Genomic DNA, 16,097 nt, shown 5'->3' with positions numbered 1-16,097 from the left:
AACTGCCATGAGCGCCGAGATCGACGTCCTCGTACTGGGCGGCGCGGGCGTGGACACGATCGTGCACGTGCCCGAGCTGCCCGTGCCGTTCGCGGACAGCCACATGATCCGGCCCGGGATCGTGACCCGCGCGGGCCAGAGCGGGGACTTCGTGGCCCTCGGGACGACCGCGCTGGGCCTGCGCACCCACCACCTCGACTTCCTCGGCGACGACCCCGAGGGCGACCTCGTCCGTGCGCTGCACCGGGAGCACGGCATCGGGCTCACCACCGTCCCGCAGCCCCTCGGCACCAAACGCGCGGTCAACCTCGTCGGCCCTGACGGCAGGCGCTCGTCCCTCTACGACGCCACCCGGGCCGCCGACACGGACCGGCTGCCCGAGGACACGGTCCGCGCACTCGCGGCCGTCAGCCGGCACGCCCACGTCGTCATCACCCAGCCGTGCGCCCACGCGCTGCCCGCCCTGCGCGAGGCGGACCTCACGATCTCCACCGACCTGCACGACTGGGACGGCGCCAACCCCTACCACGAGCCCTTCGCCCGCCGGGCCGACCTGGTCTTCCTGTCCAGCGCGGCCCTGACCGACCCGGAACGGACCATGCGGCGGATCGGCGAGCGGGGCCGGGCCCGCGTCGTCGTCGCCACCGCCGGAGCGGACGGGGCGTACCTGCTGGCCGACGGGGAGCTCACCCACGTACCCGCCGCCGTGCCCCCCGCACCGGTCGTCGACTCCAACGGCGCGGGCGACGCCTTCGCCGCCGCGTTCCTCCACGCCTGGCTGGACGGTGCCCCGCCCCGGCGCAGCGCCCTGCACGGCACCGTGGCCGGCGCCTACGCCTGCACGATCCCGTCGACCCGAGCCGCCGTCATCGGGCCGGCGGAGCTTCGCGCGGGGGTGGCGGAGCTGGAGCGCTCCGAACGGCCGGAGCCCTCCGGCACCCCGGCGTCTCCTAGCGCGCCCCCTGCGACACGTCCTTGCGGCGGCTGATGCTGCGCACGCTCGCCACCGTCAGGATTCCGAGGGCTACGAGGGTGGCCGCGGCGCCGATCAACTGGGCGGGCGTGTGCATGGGACCTCCAGGGGCGGCAACGGCCGGGAACCGGACGGAGCTTAGTCATATAGGCATGCGAAGCGCGTGACCTGCGGAATCCGCAGCCGCATGCGCCTGTGAATTCACTCGGAGAGCAGATCGAACGCCGATCAGGGGTGGCGGGTGGGCGACCCCGCAATCGAACGCCTACGATCCTCTGTTGTGTCCAAACTGACCGACGTGCCCAAACGGATCCTGATCGGGCGCGCACTGCGCAGCGACCGGCTGGGCGAAACGCTCCTGCCGAAGCGCATCGCACTCCCCGTCTTCGCTTCCGACCCGCTGTCCTCCGTGGCGTACGCGCCCGGCGAGGTGCTGCTGGTCCTGTCGATCGCGGGCGTGACGGCGTACCACTTCAGCCCGTGGATCGCCGTCGCCGTCGTCGTGCTGATGTTCACCGTGGTGGCCTCGTACCGGCAGAACGTGCACGCCTACCCCAGCGGCGGCGGCGACTACGAGGTGGCGACCACCAACCTCGGACCCAAGGCCGGTCTGACGGTCGCGAGCGCGCTGCTCGTCGACTACGTCCTCACTGTCGCGGTGTCGATCTCCTCCGGCATCGAGAACCTCGGCTCCGCGATCCCGTTCGTCGTCGAGCACAAGGTGCTCTGCGCGATCGGCGTGATCGTGCTGCTGACGCTGATGAACCTGCGCGGGGTGAAGGAGTCCGGCTCGCTCTTCGCGATCCCGACCTACGTCTTCGTCTTCGGCGTCTTCATCATGATCGCGTGGGGTGCCTTCCGCGGGCTGGTCCTGGACGACACCATGCGGGCACCGACGGCGGACTACGTCATCAAGCCCGAGCATCAGGGCCTGGCCGGCTTCGCGCTGGTCTTCCTGCTGCTGCGCGCCTTCTCCTCCGGCTGCGCCGCGCTCACCGGCGTCGAGGCGATCTCCAACGGCGTCCCGGCCTTCCGCAAGCCCAAGTCCAAGAACGCGGCGACCACCCTCGCGGCGATGGGCCTGCTGGCCGTCACCATGTTCTGCGGCATCATCGCGCTGGCCGCCGCCACCGACGTCCGCATGGCGGAGAACCCCGCCAAGGACCTCATCCACAACGGTGTCCCGCTCGGCCCGGACTACGTCCAGAACCCGGTGATCTCCCAGGTCGCGGAGGCCGTCTTCGGCAAGGGCAGCTTCCTGTTCATCCTCCTGGCCGCGGCCACCGCGCTGGTGCTGTTCCTCGCCGCCAACACCGCCTACAACGGCTTCCCGTTGCTCGGCTCGATCCTGGCCCAGGACCGGTACCTGCCGCGCCAGCTGCACACCCGCGGCGACCGCCTGGCCTTCTCCAACGGCATCGTGCTCCTCGCCGGCGCCGCCGGACTGCTGGTGGGGATCTACGGCGCCGACTCCACCCGGCTGATCCAGCTGTACATCGTCGGCGTGTTCGTGTCCTTCACGCTCAGCCAGACCGGCATGGTCCGGCACTGGAACCGCCACCTGGCCACGGAGAAGGACCAGGCCAAGCGCCGCCACATGATCCGCTCCCGCGCCATCAACGCCTTCGGCGCCTTCTTCACCGGCCTTGTGCTGGTCGTCGTCCTCCTCACCAAGTTCACGCACGGCGCCTGGGTCGCCCTGCTCGGCATGGTGATCTTCTACGCGACGATGACGGCCATCAGGAAGCACTACGACAGGGTCGCCGCCGAGATCGCCGCCCCCGACGGCCCGAGCGACGACCTCGTACGGCCCTCACGGGTCCACTCGGTCGTGCTGATCTCCAAGATCCACCGCCCGACGCTGCGCGCCCTGGCCTACGCCAAGCTGATGCGCTCGGACTCGCTGGAGGCGCTGAGCGTCAACGTCGACCCGGCGGAGACCAAGGCCCTGCGCGAGGAGTGGGAGCGGCGCGGCATCGACGTACCGCTGAAGGTCCTGGACTCGCCCTACCGCGAGATCACGCGGCCGATCATCGAGTACGTCAAGGGGCTGCGCAAGGAGTCTCCGCGGGACGCGGTGTCCGTGATCATCCCCGAGTACGTGGTCGGCCACTGGTACGAGCACCTGCTGCACAACCAGAGCGCCCTGCGGCTCAAGGGCCGGCTGCTGTTCACGCCCGGGATCATGGTGACCTCGGTGCCCTACCAGCTGCAGTCCTCCGAGGCGGCCAAGCGGCGGGCCCGCAGGCAGCAGGACTGGAACGCGCCGGGCTCGGTGCGGCGCGGCCCCGCGCAGGTGCGGTCGAAGGAGTCCTCCGAGCACAAGAGCTGAAGATCTCCTGACCAGAGCTGAAGATCCTCTCCTGAGACGACGGCTCGTGTGACGCGTGCTCGTGTGACGCGTGCTCGTGTGACGCGTGCTCGTGTGACGCGTGCGATCCGTGTGACGGCACGGCTCGTGTGAAACGGTCGGGTGACAGCCACGTAGACTGGTGGGCTGTTGTCCGGCCGTTTCCGTTCGGCCCTTCCCCCTCACGTGTTTTGGAGTCACCCCGCCATGCAGGCAGAACCGAGGAAGTCGCTGGTGGGGGAGGAGTACGAGGTCGAGGTCGGCCCCGTCGCCCACGGCGGTCACTGCATCGCCCGTACGTCCGAGGGCCAGGTGCTGTTCGTCCGGCACGCGCTGCCCGGCGAGCGGGTCGTGGCGCGGGTGACGGAGGGCGAGGAGGGCGCGCGGTTCCTGCGCGCCGACGCCGTGACCGTGCTCGACGCCTCCAAGGACCGGATCGACGAGCCCTGCCCGTTCGCCGGCCCCGGCCGCTGCGGCGGCTGCGACTGGCAGCACGCCAAGCCGGGCGCGCAGCGGCGCCTGAAGGCCGACGTCATCGCCGAACAGCTCCAGCACCTCGCCGGGCTCACCCCGGAGGAGGCCGGCTGGGACGGCACGGTGCTGCCGGCGGAGGGCGACAAGGTGCCCGCGGGCCAGGTGCCCGCGTGGCGCACCCGCGTCCAGTACGCCGTCACCGCCGACGGCCGGGCGGGCCTGCGCCGGCACCGCTCGCACGAGGTGGAGCCGATCGACCACTGCCTGATCGCCGCGGAGGGCGTCAGCGAGCTGGGCATCGAGAAGCGGTCCTGGACGGGCATGGACTCCGTCGAGGCGATCGCGGCGACGGGCTCCCAGGACCGCCAGGTGATCCTCACCCCGAAGCCGGGCGCGCGCCTCCCGCTGGTCGAACTCGACCGCCCCGTCTCGGTCCTGCGGGTCGACGAGCGCTCCGGCGGCGTCCACCGGGTCCACGGCCGCCCCTTCGTCCGCGAACGCGCCGACGGCCGCACGCACCGCGTCGGCAACGGCGGCTTCTGGCAGGTGCACCCGAAGGCCGCGGAGACACTGGTGACCGCGGTCATGCAGGGCCTGCTGCCGCGCAAGGGCGACATGGCCCTCGACCTGTACTGCGGCGTCGGCCTCTTCGCCGGCGCCCTCGCCGACCGCGTCGGCGACCAGGGTGCGGTGCTCGGCATCGAGTCCGGCAAGCGGGCGGTGGAGGACGCACGGCACAACCTCGCCGACTTCGACCGCGTCCGCATCGAACAGGGCAAGGTCGAGAGCGTGTTGCCGCGTACGGGCATCGAGGAGGTCGACCTGATCGTCCTCGACCCGCCGCGGGCGGGCGCGGGCCGCAAGACGGTGGAGCATCTGGCGTCGCTGGGGGCACGTCGGATCGCGTACGTGGCGTGCGATCCGGCTGCGCTGGCGCGGGACTTGGGGTACTTCCGGGACGGTGGGTACCGGGTGCGGATGCTGCGGGCGTTCGATCTGTTTCCGATGACGCATCACGTGGAGTGTGTCGCGATCCTTGAGCCTGCCGAAAAAGGCCGTTGACCTGCAGCTTTAGTCGAAGTGCGGGATGTGCGCTATGGGCGTTACGGGCGAAATCTTGACGCTCAAATGACGCTCTCCGAGGTGTCTTGCCGCTCATTTGACGCTCGTTCTGATGGGGCATCAGACGCATCTCGTGATGCTGTGACCTGCGCTGCAGCGTGGGCTGAGGACGTGCGTGGGCGGCCACGGTCCTGCCCGAGGAGTAGCGCTCTCCTCCAGCCTGCCCCGCCGCACGGCGCGGTCGAGGGAGACCGCCACCCGGTCGCGGGCGGCCCGGGCGGCGACCGCGTCCACCTCGCACACCACCGTGTCCAGCCCGGCCAGGGCACATACCTCGGCGATGCCCGCTCCCATCAGGCCGCCGCCGACCACGCCGACGCGGCGGATGCCGCCGCTCATGCCGCACCCTCGGGGCGGCGAACGAGATGACGGGCGTAGGCGTCCGGGGTGAAGAACAGGGGCAGTTCGCCCACGAGCGTGTTCCGTTGGAAGAGGGCCCGGATCTCGACAGGGGCGTACGGGTACTCGGCGCCGAGTGCGACGGTCTCGTCGTCCAGCATCCGCAGGACGGTCTTCCGGTCGACGACCCGGTGCCGCAGCCACTGCCAGACCTGGACACGGGCGATCTCGGCCGTTGCCGCGTCCTCCATGAGGCCGTCGATGGCGACCGCCCCCTGCCCGCGCAGCCAAGCGGCGAAGTAACGCAGGGCGACGATGATGTTGGTGCGCAGACCCTCGGGGGTCGGCGGTCCGCTGATCCGGCGTACGGACAGCAGGTCGGCGGCGGTGACCTCGACGTCGTCGCGGGTGCGGTCGAGCTGGTGAGGGCGGTCGCCGAGGACACCGTCGAAGACCTCGCGGCATACCGGGACGAGCCCCGGATGGGCGACCCAGGAGCCGTCGAAGCCGTCCTCCGCTTCCCGCTCCTTGTCCAGGCGGACCTTGGCGAAGGCGGCCTCGTTCGTGGTCGGGTCCTTGCCGGGCACGTGGGCGGCCATACCGCCGATGGCGTGGGCGCCGCGCTGGTGGCAGGTGCGCACGAGGAGTTCGGTGTAGGCCCGCATGAAGGGGGAGGTCATCGTGACCTTCGCGCGGTCCGGGAGGAGGAAGTCGGTGCGGTGGCCGAAGGTCTTGATGATGCTGAAGAGGTAGTCCCAGCGGCCGGCGTTCAGCCCGGCGCTGTGCTCGCGCAGTGCGTAGAGGATCTCCTCCATCTCGAACGCGGCGGTGATCGTCTCGATGAGGACGGTGGCGCGGATCGTGCCGCGCGGGAGGCCGAGCAGTTCCTGGGCCAGCAGGAAGACGTCGTTCCACAACCGGGCCTCGTACCGGTTCTCCAGCTTGGGGAGGTAGAAGTACGGTCCGTACCCGGCGGCGATCTGCCGCTGGGCGCAGTGGAAGAAGTACAGGCCGAAGTCGACGAGCGCGGCGGGCAGGGGCCGGCCGTCGTACGTCAGGTGTTCCTCGTTGAGGTGCCAGCCGCGGGGGCGGATCATGATGGTGGCGAGCCGGTCGCCGAGCCGGTATTCCTTGCCGTCCGGCGTGGTGAAGTCGATGCGCCGCTCGATGGCGTCGAGCAGGGTGAGCTGGCCGCCGATGATGTTGTCCCAGGTGGGTGCGGTGGCGTCCTCGAAGTCGGCCATCCAGACCTTGGCGCCGGAGTTGAGGGCGTTGACGGCCATGCGCCGGTCGGGCGGTCCGGTGATCTCCACGCGCCGGTCGGTCAGGCCGGGCGCGGGCGGTGCGACGCGCCAGGTGGGGTCGTCGCGGACGGCGGAGGTGACCATGGGGAAGTCGAGGGGCGAGCCCGACGCCAGCCGCAGTACCTGCCGACGGCGTTCCTTCATCAGGTCCCGCCGGCGCGACACGAAAGCCTCGGCCAGGCGATTGACGAAGTCCAGGGCGGCGGGGGTGAGGATCTCGTCGTGCCGGAGGCCGGGAGCGGCGAGCACGCGGACGGGGTGGGTGAGTGCGGTGGTGGTCATCGGGCTCTCCTGAGGGATGGGAGCGGAGGGGGACGGAGACGGTTCGTCCCCCTCCGCCCGTCCGGGCCCCGGCCGGACGCCGGGTGTCCGGTCCGGCGGCCTAGTGGAACTGCTCTTCTTCCGTCGACCCGGCGAGCGCCGTGGTGGAGGAAGCGGGGTTGACGGCGGTGGAGACCAGGTCGAAGTAGCCGGTGCCGACCTCGCGCTGGTGCTTGACGGCGGTGAAGCCGTGCGCCTGCGCGGCGAACTCCCGCTCCTGGAGGTTGACGTAGGCGGTCATGCCGTGTTCGGCGTAGCCGCGGGCCAGGTCGAACATGCCGTGGTTCAGGGAGTGGAAACCGGCCAGGGTGATGAACTGGAACTTGTAACCCATCGCGCCCAGCTCGCGCTGGAACTTGGCGATCTGGTCGTCGTCCAGCGCGGCCTTCCAGTTGAACGACGGCGAACAGTTGTACGCCAGCATCTGGTCCGGGTATTGCCCATGGATCGCCTCGGCGAACTCGCGTGCCTGCTCCAGGTCCGGGGTGCCGGTCTCGACCCAGATCAGGTCGGCGTACGGGGCGTAGGCCAGACCGCGGGCGATCACGGGTGCCATGCCGTTGCGGACCCGGTAGAAACCCTCCGCCGTGCGCTCACCGGTGACGAACTCGGCGTCGCGCTCATCGACGTCGCTGGTGAGCAGGTTGGCGGCGAGTGCGTCGGTGCGGGCGATGACGACGGTCGGGGTGTCGGCGATGTCGGCGGCGAGCCGGGCCGCGTTCAGGGTGCGGACGTGCTGCGAGGTCGGGACGAGGACCTTGCCGCCGAGGTGCCCGCACTTCTTCTCCGAGGCGAGCTGGTCCTCGTAGTGGATGCCTGCCGCGCCTGCCGCGATCATGCCCTTGGTCAGCTCGAAGGCGTTCAGCGGCCCGCCGAAACCGGCTTCCGCGTCGGCGACGATCGGCGCCAGTCAGTCGGTGGAGCTGTCGCCCTCACTGGTGGCGATCTGGTCCGCGCGCAGCAGTGCGTTGTTGATCCGACGGACCACCTGGGGAACGGAGTTGGCCGGGTACAGGCTCTGGTCCGGGTAGGTGTGCCCGGCCTGGTTTGCGTCCGCGGCGACCTGCCAGCCGGACAGATAGATCGCCTGCAGGCCCGCCTTGACCTGCTGGACGGCCTGACCACCGGTGAGCGCGCCCAGCGCGAGGATGTAGTCCCGCTCGTGCAGTTGGCGCCACAGCCGTTCGGCGCCGCGCCGGGCCAGGGTGTGCTCCTCCCGGACGCTGCCCGAGAGCCGGACGACGTCCTCGGCGCTGTAGGTGCGCTCGATGCCCTGCCACCTCGGGTCGGTGGCCCAGCGCCGGGCCAGTTCCTCGGCCGCCCGCGTCCTTGCTTCTGCCATGACTGTCACCGTCTCCTCGGTCTGTGCCGTCTGCCAATGCCGCTGCCCGTGCGAAAAGAGATGGCACTGCGTGTCGTCTTGCCGGAGTGCGGCCCGCCGTCACCCCGGAGGGCGAAGGTGAGCAATGCTGTCGGCGTGGTACGCCCCGAATGCCGGGATCACCGACGTCAGGGCAGTGAATCGCGCCCCGGTTCCGGGCGGTTTCGGCCGTGTCCGGCGGGCCGCACTGAGACTCTGGCACTGGCACTCGGTGCCAGCAAGCTTGGCGATGTGTCAACTTCTGCGCATCTTCCTGCTGTACTCTGCCAACTTTGCGAAGCCCTCAACGGTCGGTCCGTCCCGTGCGCTGACCGGGTCGGACCCCCGGTAGGCAGGAGCGCTCGGTGAGCAAGATGTACGCGGGTGCGCGGCTGCGGCGACTGCGCGAGGAGCGCCGGCTGAACCAGGCCGAACTCGCCCGCGTGCTCGGCATCTCCCCGAGCTACCTCAACCAGATGGAGCACGACTCCCGTCCGCTCACCGTGCCGGTGCTCCTCCGGCTGACGGAAACGTTCGGTGTCGACGCCGCCTTCTTCTCCGAGCGGGACACCGCCCGCCTCGTGGCCGACCTGCGCGAGGCGCTGACCGGCGAGCTGGCCGCCGACCGGGTCTCCGCGACCGGCCTCGCCCAACTGGCGTCACGGATGCCGTCGGTCGCCCAGGTGCTGATCGACCTGGGGCGCCGCAACCAGTTGCTGTCCGAGCGGCTGGCCGGGGCGGCGGACGGCCGGGACGGGGACCGGAACACGCCGGCGGCGTCGCCCTCGCCGCACGAGGAGATCCGGGACGTCTTCTACCGCCGGCAGAACTACCTCCACGACACCGACCTCGCCGCCGAGCAGCTGGCCGAGGAGATAGGTGTCCGGCCCGGCGAGGTGATCGGAGCCCTCACCACAAGGCTCGCCGATGCCCACGGCGTCCGCCTCGGCGCGGAGCCCGGCGAACGGCTGCACCGCTACGACCGGATCGGCCTCACCCTCCACTTTTCCCCGCGGCTGCGGCCCGGCCAGCGGGCCTTCCGCATGGCGACGCAGCTCGCCCTGCTGGAACACGACGAGGGGCTGAGCCGTCTCACCACGGAGGACTTCGAGCCGGGTACACCGGCTCACGAGCTGGCCCGCATCGGTGTCGCCAACTACTTCGCCGCGGCGCTGATCCTGCCGTACACCGCCTTCCATGCGGCGGCCGAGGAGTTCCGCTACGACATCGAGCGCCTCAGCGACCGCTACGGCCTCGGCTACGAGACCGTCTGCCACCGCCTGAGCACCCTGCAACGCCCCCGCCAGCGCGGTGTGTCCTTCTCCTTCGTCCGGGTCGACCGGGCCGGCAACATGTCCAAACGCCAGTCCGCCACGGCGTTCCACTTCAGCCGGGCCGGAGGTACCTGCCCGCTGTGGAACGTGTACGAGTCCTTCGCAGCCCCCGGTCGCATCCACGTCCAGGTGGCCGGTATGCCCGATGGGCAGCGGTACCTGTGGACGGCCCGCGCGGTCACCCGGCACCGCGGCGGCTGGGGCGAACCCGGCAAGACGTACGCCATCGGCCTGGGCTGCGAGATCCGCCACGCCCACCGCCTCGTCTACTCCGACGGGCTCGACCTCGACAACGCCTCGGCCGCCACCCCGATCGGCATGGGCTGCCGGGTCTGCGAACGCCTCGACTGCCCCCAGCGCGCCGCACCGCCGCTCGGCCGCGCCCTGCGCGTCGACCCGGACAGCAGCACGTTCGTCCCCTATCCGGTGTCCGGCTCCGACCCGCGGCCCACGTAGGGCCGATGCCCGAACGACCGGCCCTCTCCGGTTCCTTGGGCGATGTCGAGGAAACGAGCGCCGAGCCCCACCACGGTGTCGCCATCGAACTGGCCGACGGCGAACTCGTCACCACCCGGGGCACCGAGGAGAAGCGCACCGGCGCCCTCGTCCTCAACAAGGACGACAAGGAGATCGCCCGCGCCGAGAACTGCCCCGGCCTTCACGAAGAGGCCGCCGCCATGGACGAGGTGATCGGGCTCGGCTGCGAGGACGGCGTACTCCTGCACAAGGACGGCGAGTTCACCAAGGTCGACGCCGCCGACGACTACGCCCGCACTGGCAACCAGGCCGGCAGCGACGACTTCCCGATCCTCCTCGGCGACTACAAGACCGACCCCGAGGCCGAACTGGAACGGCCCACCCGCATCTCGCTGATCGACACCCGCACCGCGAAGATGAAGCTGGTCGACCTCGGCACCAGCTACTCCTTCCGCTCCCTCGCCCGCGGCCCGCACGGCGAGGCCCTCGTCCTCGGTATCAACGGCGTTCTCCACGTCATCGACCCGGAGACCGGCAAGGTGGAGAAGAAGATCGACGCGGTCGGCGACTGGATGGAGCCCCTGGACTGGCAGCAGCCCCGGCCCACCCTGTTCGTCCGCGACCGGACGGCGTACGTCTCGGAGCCGGGCAAGCGCCAACTGCATGCCTGAGACCCGGACTCGGGCGAGAAGCTGACGTCCGTGACACTGCCGAAGGCCACCAACGAACTGTCCGGGACAGGCAGGTCGAGTTCGAACCACCGGGCGCGTCCGTTGTCGACACGCTCGTACCGCGTGCTGAGGCCGGTGCCGATCTCCACCACGGTTCCGTCGGGGTGCTCGGAGAGGAAGTCCCCCACCCATCGGTCGAACAGCAGGGTGCGCAGCAGCGCGCCGGTGAGGCTGGGGAGGCCGTCGAATCGTCCGAAGTCGTAGTCGATCGAGGCGACGATCTCTTCGGCCCGAGGGTCCCGCAGCAGGGCCTGTTCCTTGCGGTTCTCCACCGCGCGGGCGTACAGCGGGATGAGGAGTGTCTCCTGCACCGTTCCCAGGCGCGGCTTTTGCCCGTCCATGTGCGGCCCCCCTGACGCAGTTGTACCGGGCCGGACGGTGCCGTGGCTGCGACCACCGTCCGGCCCGGAGTCTCAGTGCCCCGTCACGGTGGTGCGGGGGTCGTGCTCGTGCGCGCAGCTCTCGTCGAAACCGTAGGTGTCCCACGCGGGGAAGGGATCGGTGGCGGGCGGGGCCTCGCCGTCCCGCATGAGGCAGCCGTCCAGGGCGTCCCGCAGGGATGCCGCGTTCAAGTCGGTCCCGATGAACACGAGTTCCTGGGCGTACGGGCTGTCGGTGTCCCGCGCGGAGGAGGGTTCGAAGCGTGCCACGGAGCCCGCCTGGGACCACAGTCCCGTCACGTGCGGCCGGCTGGCCAGCGTGAAGAAGCCCTTGGACCTGAGGACCTGCCCGTGAGCGCCGCTGTCCAGGGCCTCGGTCACGAACGTCCACAGCCGCCCGGGATGGAAAGGCGCCGAGGAGCGGAAGACGGTCGAGGAGATGCCGTACTCCTCTGTCTCGGGCACGTGGTCGCCGTTGAGTTCCCTGACCCAGCCCGGAGCCTGCTGGGCGCGCTCCAGGTCGAAGCGGCTGGTGCCCAGGACCTCTGCGGCCGGTACGCGGCCCCGTACGGCGGGCACGATGCGGGCGGCGGGATTGAGACGGGCCAGGGTGGCTCGCAGCCGGTCGGCGGACGCCGCGTCGACGAGGTCGAGCTTGTTGAGGACGATGACGTCGGCGAACTCGATCTGGTCCATCAGCAGGTCGCTGACGGTGCGTTCGTCGTCCTCGTACTGGTCCAGGCCGCGTTCGGCGAGTTCGTCGCCGCCGGCGAGCTCCGGAAGGAAGTTGGCGGCGTCCACGACTGTGACCATCGTGTCGAGACGGGCCAGATCGCCGAGGGTGGCGCCGTCGTCGCGGGCGAAGGCGAAGGTGGCGGCCACCGGCATGGGCTCGGAGATGCCGGAGGACTCGATGAGGAGGTAGTCGAAGCGTCCCTCGCGCGCCAGCCGGTCCACCTCTTCCAGCAGATCGTCGCGCAGGGTGCAGCAGATGCACCCGTTGGTCATCTCGACCAGGCGTTCCTCGGTCCGCGACAGAGCCGCCTCGCCGCCGCGCACGAGGGCGGCGTCGATGTTGACCTCGCTCATGTCGTTGACGATGACGGCGACGCGCAGGCCCTCGCGGTTGGTGAGGACATGGTTCAGCAGGGTGGTCTTGCCGGCGCCGAGGAAGCCCGACAGGACGGTGACGGGAAGGCGCGGCGAGGGGGCGTGGGTCATACGGCGATCAGCCCTCGGGGCGGAGCAGGCCGCGCTCGTACGCCTTGGCCAGCCGCTGGGGCACGCGGTACGGAACCCCGTCCACCGTGACCGTCACCAGCTGAGCCGTCGTGGCCTTCCATTGCGCCCGGCGGTGCCTGGTGTTGCTGCGGGACGTCTTGCGTTTGGGCACGGCCATGGGGACCTCCGAGTACGAGTTGGCGTGCGAAACGATACATGAAAATGGATGTCATTACGGTGGGGGTGCCGGGCCCTGCCCCGCCGGGCTCTCCCTCGGTCCGCCGCGACAGGTGAGGCCCGTGTCGACTTCGCGCTGTGACCCGCCTCACGATCGACTGCCGGAACCCGGCATCCCGTCGGCCCGACCACTGGAGCGGTACGGCTGAGGCCGTCCTCCCCGGCAAGACAACCCGATGCGACCAGGAAAGGCCGGTCATGGCCGATACTCCGCAGCCATCCCGTCGCTCCACCGGTGCGACCGCCCGGAAGCTGCTTCCTCCTCCCGCGCTGTGCGGATTCCTGCTCCTGCTGGTGGTGCTGTATTCGGTCTCCTATCTGGTCGGATCGGCGTCCGGGCCGGTGGCGCCCGGCATGCACGGAACTGGAACGGCCGGGGAGGGTGGCGGCACGGGCGAGGCGCCCGGACGCATGGAGGACATGCCGGGGATGCGTCACGGGAGCGGCGGGTGACAGTGGGCGGACCGCCGGCGGGTCTCACGGTCACGGACATCACCGTCGGCGGGATGACCTGCGCGGCCTGTGTCCGCCGGGTCGAGAAGAGGCTCGGCAAGCTGGACGGTGTGGCGGCCACGGTCAACCTCGCCACGGGGCTCGCCCGGGTCAGCCACCCGGCCGGCGTCGCCCCCGAGGACCTGCTGGCCGTGGTCGAGCAGGCAGGCTACGAGGCCGCCCTGCCCGCCCGCGAGGACGGCGAGGGCGGGAGCGCGGAAGACAGCGACGGCTTCGATGCCGAGGACCGCGGCGCGTGGGAGCGGCTCGTTGTCACCGCGCTGCTGTCGACCCCGGTCCTCGTGCTGTCGATGGTGCCCGCCCTGCAGTTCCGCAACTGGCAGTGGCTGTGCTTCATGCTGGCCGCCCCCGTCGCGGTGTGGAGTGCCTGGCCCTTCCACATCCGGGCACTTCGCGGACTGCGCCACTCCACGGCCACCATGGACACCCTGGTCTCTCTCGGAGTGCTGGCCTCGTTCTCCTGGTCGGTGTACGCGCTGTTCCTCGGCGGAGCCGGCGAGCCCGGCATGATCATGTCCTTCAGCCTGGTGCCCTCGGCCTCGGAAGGCACGGCCCACCTGTACCTCGAAGCCGCCGTGAGTGTCCCGCTGTTCGTGCTGACGGGGCGCTACCTGGAGGCGCGAGCCCGGCGAGGGACCGGGGCAGCGCTGCGGTCGCTCGCCGAACTGGCCGCCAAGAAAGTGTCCGTGAAGGACGCACACGGCGAACGGTCGGTGTCCATCGAGCAGTTGCGGGTGGGGCAGGTCTTCGTGGTGCGTCCCGGCGAGCGGGTCGCCACGGACGGGCGGGTCACGGAAGGAAGCTCCGCCCTTGACCTGTCCCTGGTCACCGGTGAGAGCCGGCCGGTCGAGGTCGGTCCTGGATCCGCCCTCACCGGTGGCGCCGTCAACGTCGGCGGGATGCTTCTCGTCGAGGCCACCGCCGTCGGCGCGGACACCCAACTGGCCCGCATCACCAGGCTCGTCATGGACGCGCAGGCCGGCAAGGCGCGGGCACAGCGGCTGGCCGACGCGGTCGCCGGGGCGTTCGTCCCCGTCGTCCTCGCCGTCGCGGTGACCGTCCTCGGCTTCTGGCTCGGCGCGGGAGCCGATCCGCAGGCGGCGCTCACCGCCTGCGTGGCCGTCCTGGTCGTGGCCTGTCCCTGCGCCCTGGGCCTGGCCACGCCCACCGCCCTGATGGCCGCCACCGGCCGCGGCGCCCAACTGGGCGTGCTGGTGCGCGGACCGCGGACACTGGAGGCCCTCCAGCACGTGGACACCGTTGTCCTGGACAAGACCGGCACGCTGACCACCGGTCACATGACGGTGGCCGAGGTGACCGTGCTGCCGGGCGGGTCCGGGCAGGACGAGGTGGTGCGGCTGGCCGGTGCGGTGGAGCAGGGCTCCGAGCATCCGATCGGACGGGCGGTCACCGCCTTCGCACGCCGTGCGGGCAATGGTGGACCACTGCCGGAGGTCACCGACTTCGTCGCGGTCCCCGGGCGCGGCGTCAGCGGGCAGGTGGACGGACACACGGTCGAAGTGGCGGCGCCGGACGGCGAGGTGCCGGGCATCCTCGCCGAGGCGCTCGCCGCTGCGGAGGAAGCCACGCACACGCCCGTCCTCGTGACGATCGACGGCCGGGCCGCGGCTCTGATCGCCGTCGGGGACCTCGTGCGGCCGGGCAGCTACCGGGCCGTGGACCGGCTGCGCCGGCTCGGGATCCGGCCGGTGCTCGCCACCGGCGACCGCGAGGCCCCCGCGGAGGCCGTCGCCCGGGCGCTCGGCATCGAGGAGATCCACGCCCGGTGCACCCCCGAGGGCAAGGCCGCTCTCGTGGAGCGGCTCAGGCAGGACGGAGCGCGGGTCGCCGTCGTCGGTGACGGCGTGAACGACGCCGCCGCACTCGCTGCCGCCGACCTCGGCATCGCCCTGGGCAGCGGCACCGACGTGGCCATCGGTGCGGCCGATCTGACCCTGGCCCGCGGGGACATCGAGGCCCTCGTCGACGCCGTACGCCTGGCCCGGCGCACGCTGGGCACGATCCGGACGAACCTGGCGTGGGCGTTCGGGTACAACGCCGTCACCGTGCCGCTCGCCATGGTCGGCCTGCTCGACCCCATGGTCGCCGCCGCGGCGATGTCCGCGAGCTCCGTCCTGGTGGTCGCCAACAGCCTTCGGCTGCGCGCCTGGCAGCCGTCCGTCGCCGGGGGCCGGAGGCGACGACCCCCCGTCGGGAAGGCTCTGGTCCGATGAGAGGGATCCCGGTGCCCGCACTGGCCGGACTCACCCCGCGGCGGCTGAGGGACGGGGCACTCGCCGTCCTGGTGCCCGTGGCCGCGTGCAGCGTCGCCCTGGCGGGCCTGACGACCTGGGTCGGCGCGGGCCGGGCCGGCCGTCCGGCGGACATCCGCGTCGAAGTCGGCAAGGTCCTCATGCCCACCGACGGAGTGCCGGAGACGGCGGCGTTCTTCCGGATCACCAATGAGGGCGGCTCGGCCGACACACTGATCCGCGCCACGGCACGGGAGGTCCCCGGGGACGTCACGCTGTCCCGGCACCGCATGGCCCAGGGGAACGCGGCCTACCGCTCGCTGGTCGACTCCGTCTCCGTCGCGGCGGGCGAGACCCTCGCCATGTCGCCGCACGGCGTCGATCTGACGGTGCCCGTCCGCCCGGGCCAGTGGCGCCCGGGCGACCTCGTGCGGTTCACCCTGCACTTCCGGCACAGCGGCCCGGTGCGGGTCGTGGCCGCTGTGGTGCGGCCGGGCTCGACGTCATTGCCGTAGGCGGCCCGCGGGCTCGATCAGATCACCGCGCGACGCGGGCCGGCCGGCGAGACCGTGCTCGGCCGTGACCGCTCCACGCCGCACGGGGTGCTGCGGCGAAGCCGGGGCGGTGCGCGTTCGGCTCCGTTTCCCTGCGCTTCCATCGCCGCGGGCCGGGCAGAGCGCTGAAGGGCACGGGCTCGTGCTCGACGGCA

At 71.3% G+C, this 16,097-nt stretch carries 10 protein-coding genes and 3 pseudogenes; 8 read left to right on the top strand and 5 right to left on the bottom strand.

Annotated elements, in window-relative coordinates:
• The first annotated feature begins 7 nt into the window (after positions 1 to 7).
• From HDC93_RS28080 to HDC93_RS28070, 3 genes are all read left to right on the top strand, one after another.
• Positions 8 to 988, top strand: a complete 981-nt coding sequence (locus tag HDC93_RS28080) for a PfkB family carbohydrate kinase (protein ID WP_185013654.1) — start codon at positions 8 to 10, stop codon at positions 986 to 988.
• 265 nt (positions 989 to 1,253) lie between these two features.
• Entirely contained in the window at positions 1,254 to 3,305 is a 2,052-nt protein-coding gene (locus HDC93_RS28075) for an APC family permease (RefSeq protein WP_185013652.1), read from the top strand.
• A gap of 225 nt (positions 3,306 to 3,530) precedes the next feature.
• Positions 3,531 to 4,859, top strand: a complete 1,329-nt coding sequence (locus HDC93_RS28070; protein WP_185013650.1) for a class I SAM-dependent RNA methyltransferase — start codon at positions 3,531 to 3,533, stop codon at positions 4,857 to 4,859.
• 204 nt (positions 4,860 to 5,063) lie between these two features.
• Here HDC93_RS28070 and HDC93_RS28065 read toward each other — a convergent pair.
• The 3 genes and pseudogenes from HDC93_RS28065 to aceA form a co-directional block, all read right to left on the bottom strand.
• Positions 5,064 to 5,258, bottom strand: a pseudogene (locus HDC93_RS28065) (3-hydroxyacyl-CoA dehydrogenase NAD-binding domain-containing protein); the annotation flags it as partial.
• Positions 5,255 to 6,844 (bottom strand): malate synthase A, encoded by a 1,590-nt coding sequence (aceB, locus tag HDC93_RS28060; protein ID WP_185013648.1) that lies wholly within the window; start codon positions 6,842 to 6,844, stop codon positions 5,255 to 5,257. The gene aceB and the pseudogene HDC93_RS28065, both read right to left, overlap by 4 nt.
• Before the next feature lie 100 nt (positions 6,845 to 6,944).
• Positions 6,945 to 8,225: pseudogene (aceA, locus tag HDC93_RS28055) on the bottom strand (isocitrate lyase).
• Positions 8,226 to 8,608: 383 nt separating this feature from the next.
• On the opposite strand from aceA, the gene HDC93_RS28050 reads away from it, so the two are divergent.
• Both HDC93_RS28050 and HDC93_RS28045 read left to right on the top strand, forming a co-directional pair.
• A complete protein-coding gene (locus HDC93_RS28050; protein ID WP_185013646.1) occupies positions 8,609 to 10,033 on the top strand; it encodes a short-chain fatty acyl-CoA regulator family protein in 1,425 nt (474 codons plus the stop codon).
• Between the two features lie 53 nt (positions 10,034 to 10,086).
• Positions 10,087 to 10,794: pseudogene (locus HDC93_RS28045) on the top strand (hypothetical protein); the annotation flags it as partial.
• Between the two features lie 404 nt (positions 10,795 to 11,198).
• Here the strand turns inward: HDC93_RS28045 and HDC93_RS28040 are convergent.
• Together HDC93_RS28040 and rpmF are read right to left on the bottom strand one after the other, a co-directional pair.
• A complete protein-coding gene (locus HDC93_RS28040) occupies positions 11,199 to 12,386 on the bottom strand; it encodes a GTP-binding protein (RefSeq protein ID WP_185013645.1) in 1,188 nt (395 codons plus the stop codon).
• A 7-nt stretch (positions 12,387 to 12,393) separates the two neighbouring features.
• Entirely contained in the window at positions 12,394 to 12,564 is a 171-nt protein-coding gene (rpmF, locus tag HDC93_RS28035) for a 50S ribosomal protein L32 (protein WP_185013643.1), read from the bottom strand.
• A 257-nt stretch (positions 12,565 to 12,821) separates the two neighbouring features.
• Between rpmF and HDC93_RS28030 the strand changes: the two genes are divergently transcribed.
• The 3 genes from HDC93_RS28030 to HDC93_RS28020 are packed head-to-tail and all read left to right on the top strand — an operon-like array spanning position 12,822 to position 15,903.
• Positions 12,822 to 13,076 (top strand): hypothetical protein, encoded by a 255-nt coding sequence (locus HDC93_RS28030; protein ID WP_185013642.1) that lies wholly within the window; start codon positions 12,822 to 12,824, stop codon positions 13,074 to 13,076.
• A 53-nt stretch (positions 13,077 to 13,129) separates the two neighbouring features.
• Positions 13,130 to 15,370 carry a heavy metal translocating P-type ATPase gene (locus tag HDC93_RS28025; RefSeq protein ID WP_185013755.1) on the top strand — a complete coding sequence of 747 codons (2,241 nt, stop codon included), beginning with the start codon at positions 13,130 to 13,132 and terminating at the stop codon, positions 15,368 to 15,370.
• Positions 15,367 to 15,903 carry a copper chaperone PCu(A)C gene (locus HDC93_RS28020; RefSeq protein ID WP_185013640.1) on the top strand — a complete coding sequence of 179 codons (537 nt, stop codon included), beginning with the start codon at positions 15,367 to 15,369 and terminating at the stop codon, positions 15,901 to 15,903. Before HDC93_RS28025 ends, HDC93_RS28020 begins: the two co-directional genes overlap by 4 nt.
• The last annotated feature ends 194 nt before the right edge of the window (positions 15,904 to 16,097 follow it).

This window comes from Streptomyces sp. AK010, from assembly GCF_014207295.1.
GTDB lineage: Bacteria > Actinomycetota > Actinomycetes > Streptomycetales > Streptomycetaceae > Streptomyces > Streptomyces massasporeus.
The sequence above is the reverse complement of the archived record's forward strand: the minus strand, read 5'-3'. Positions and strand labels throughout refer to the sequence as shown.

Coding starts and splice junctions, on each gene's coding strand:
- HDC93_RS28080 (WP_185013654.1), top strand. CDS start 8: ATGAGCGCCGAGATCGACGTCCTCGTACTGGGCGGCGCGGGCGTGGAC.
- HDC93_RS28070 (WP_185013650.1), top strand. CDS start 3,531: ATGCAGGCAGAACCGAGGAAGTCGCTGGTGGGGGAGGAGTACGAGGTC.
- aceB (WP_185013648.1), bottom strand. CDS start 6,844: ATGACCACCACCGCACTCACCCACCCCGTCCGCGTGCTCGCCGCTCCC.
- HDC93_RS28040 (WP_185013645.1), bottom strand. CDS start 12,386: ATGACCCACGCCCCCTCGCCGCGCCTTCCCGTCACCGTCCTGTCGGGC.
- rpmF (WP_185013643.1), bottom strand. CDS start 12,564: ATGGCCGTGCCCAAACGCAAGACGTCCCGCAGCAACACCAGGCACCGC.
- HDC93_RS28030 (WP_185013642.1), top strand. CDS start 12,822: ATGGCCGATACTCCGCAGCCATCCCGTCGCTCCACCGGTGCGACCGCC.
- HDC93_RS28025 (WP_185013755.1), top strand. CDS start 13,130: ATGACCTGCGCGGCCTGTGTCCGCCGGGTCGAGAAGAGGCTCGGCAAG.
- HDC93_RS28020 (WP_185013640.1), top strand. CDS start 15,367: ATGAGAGGGATCCCGGTGCCCGCACTGGCCGGACTCACCCCGCGGCGG.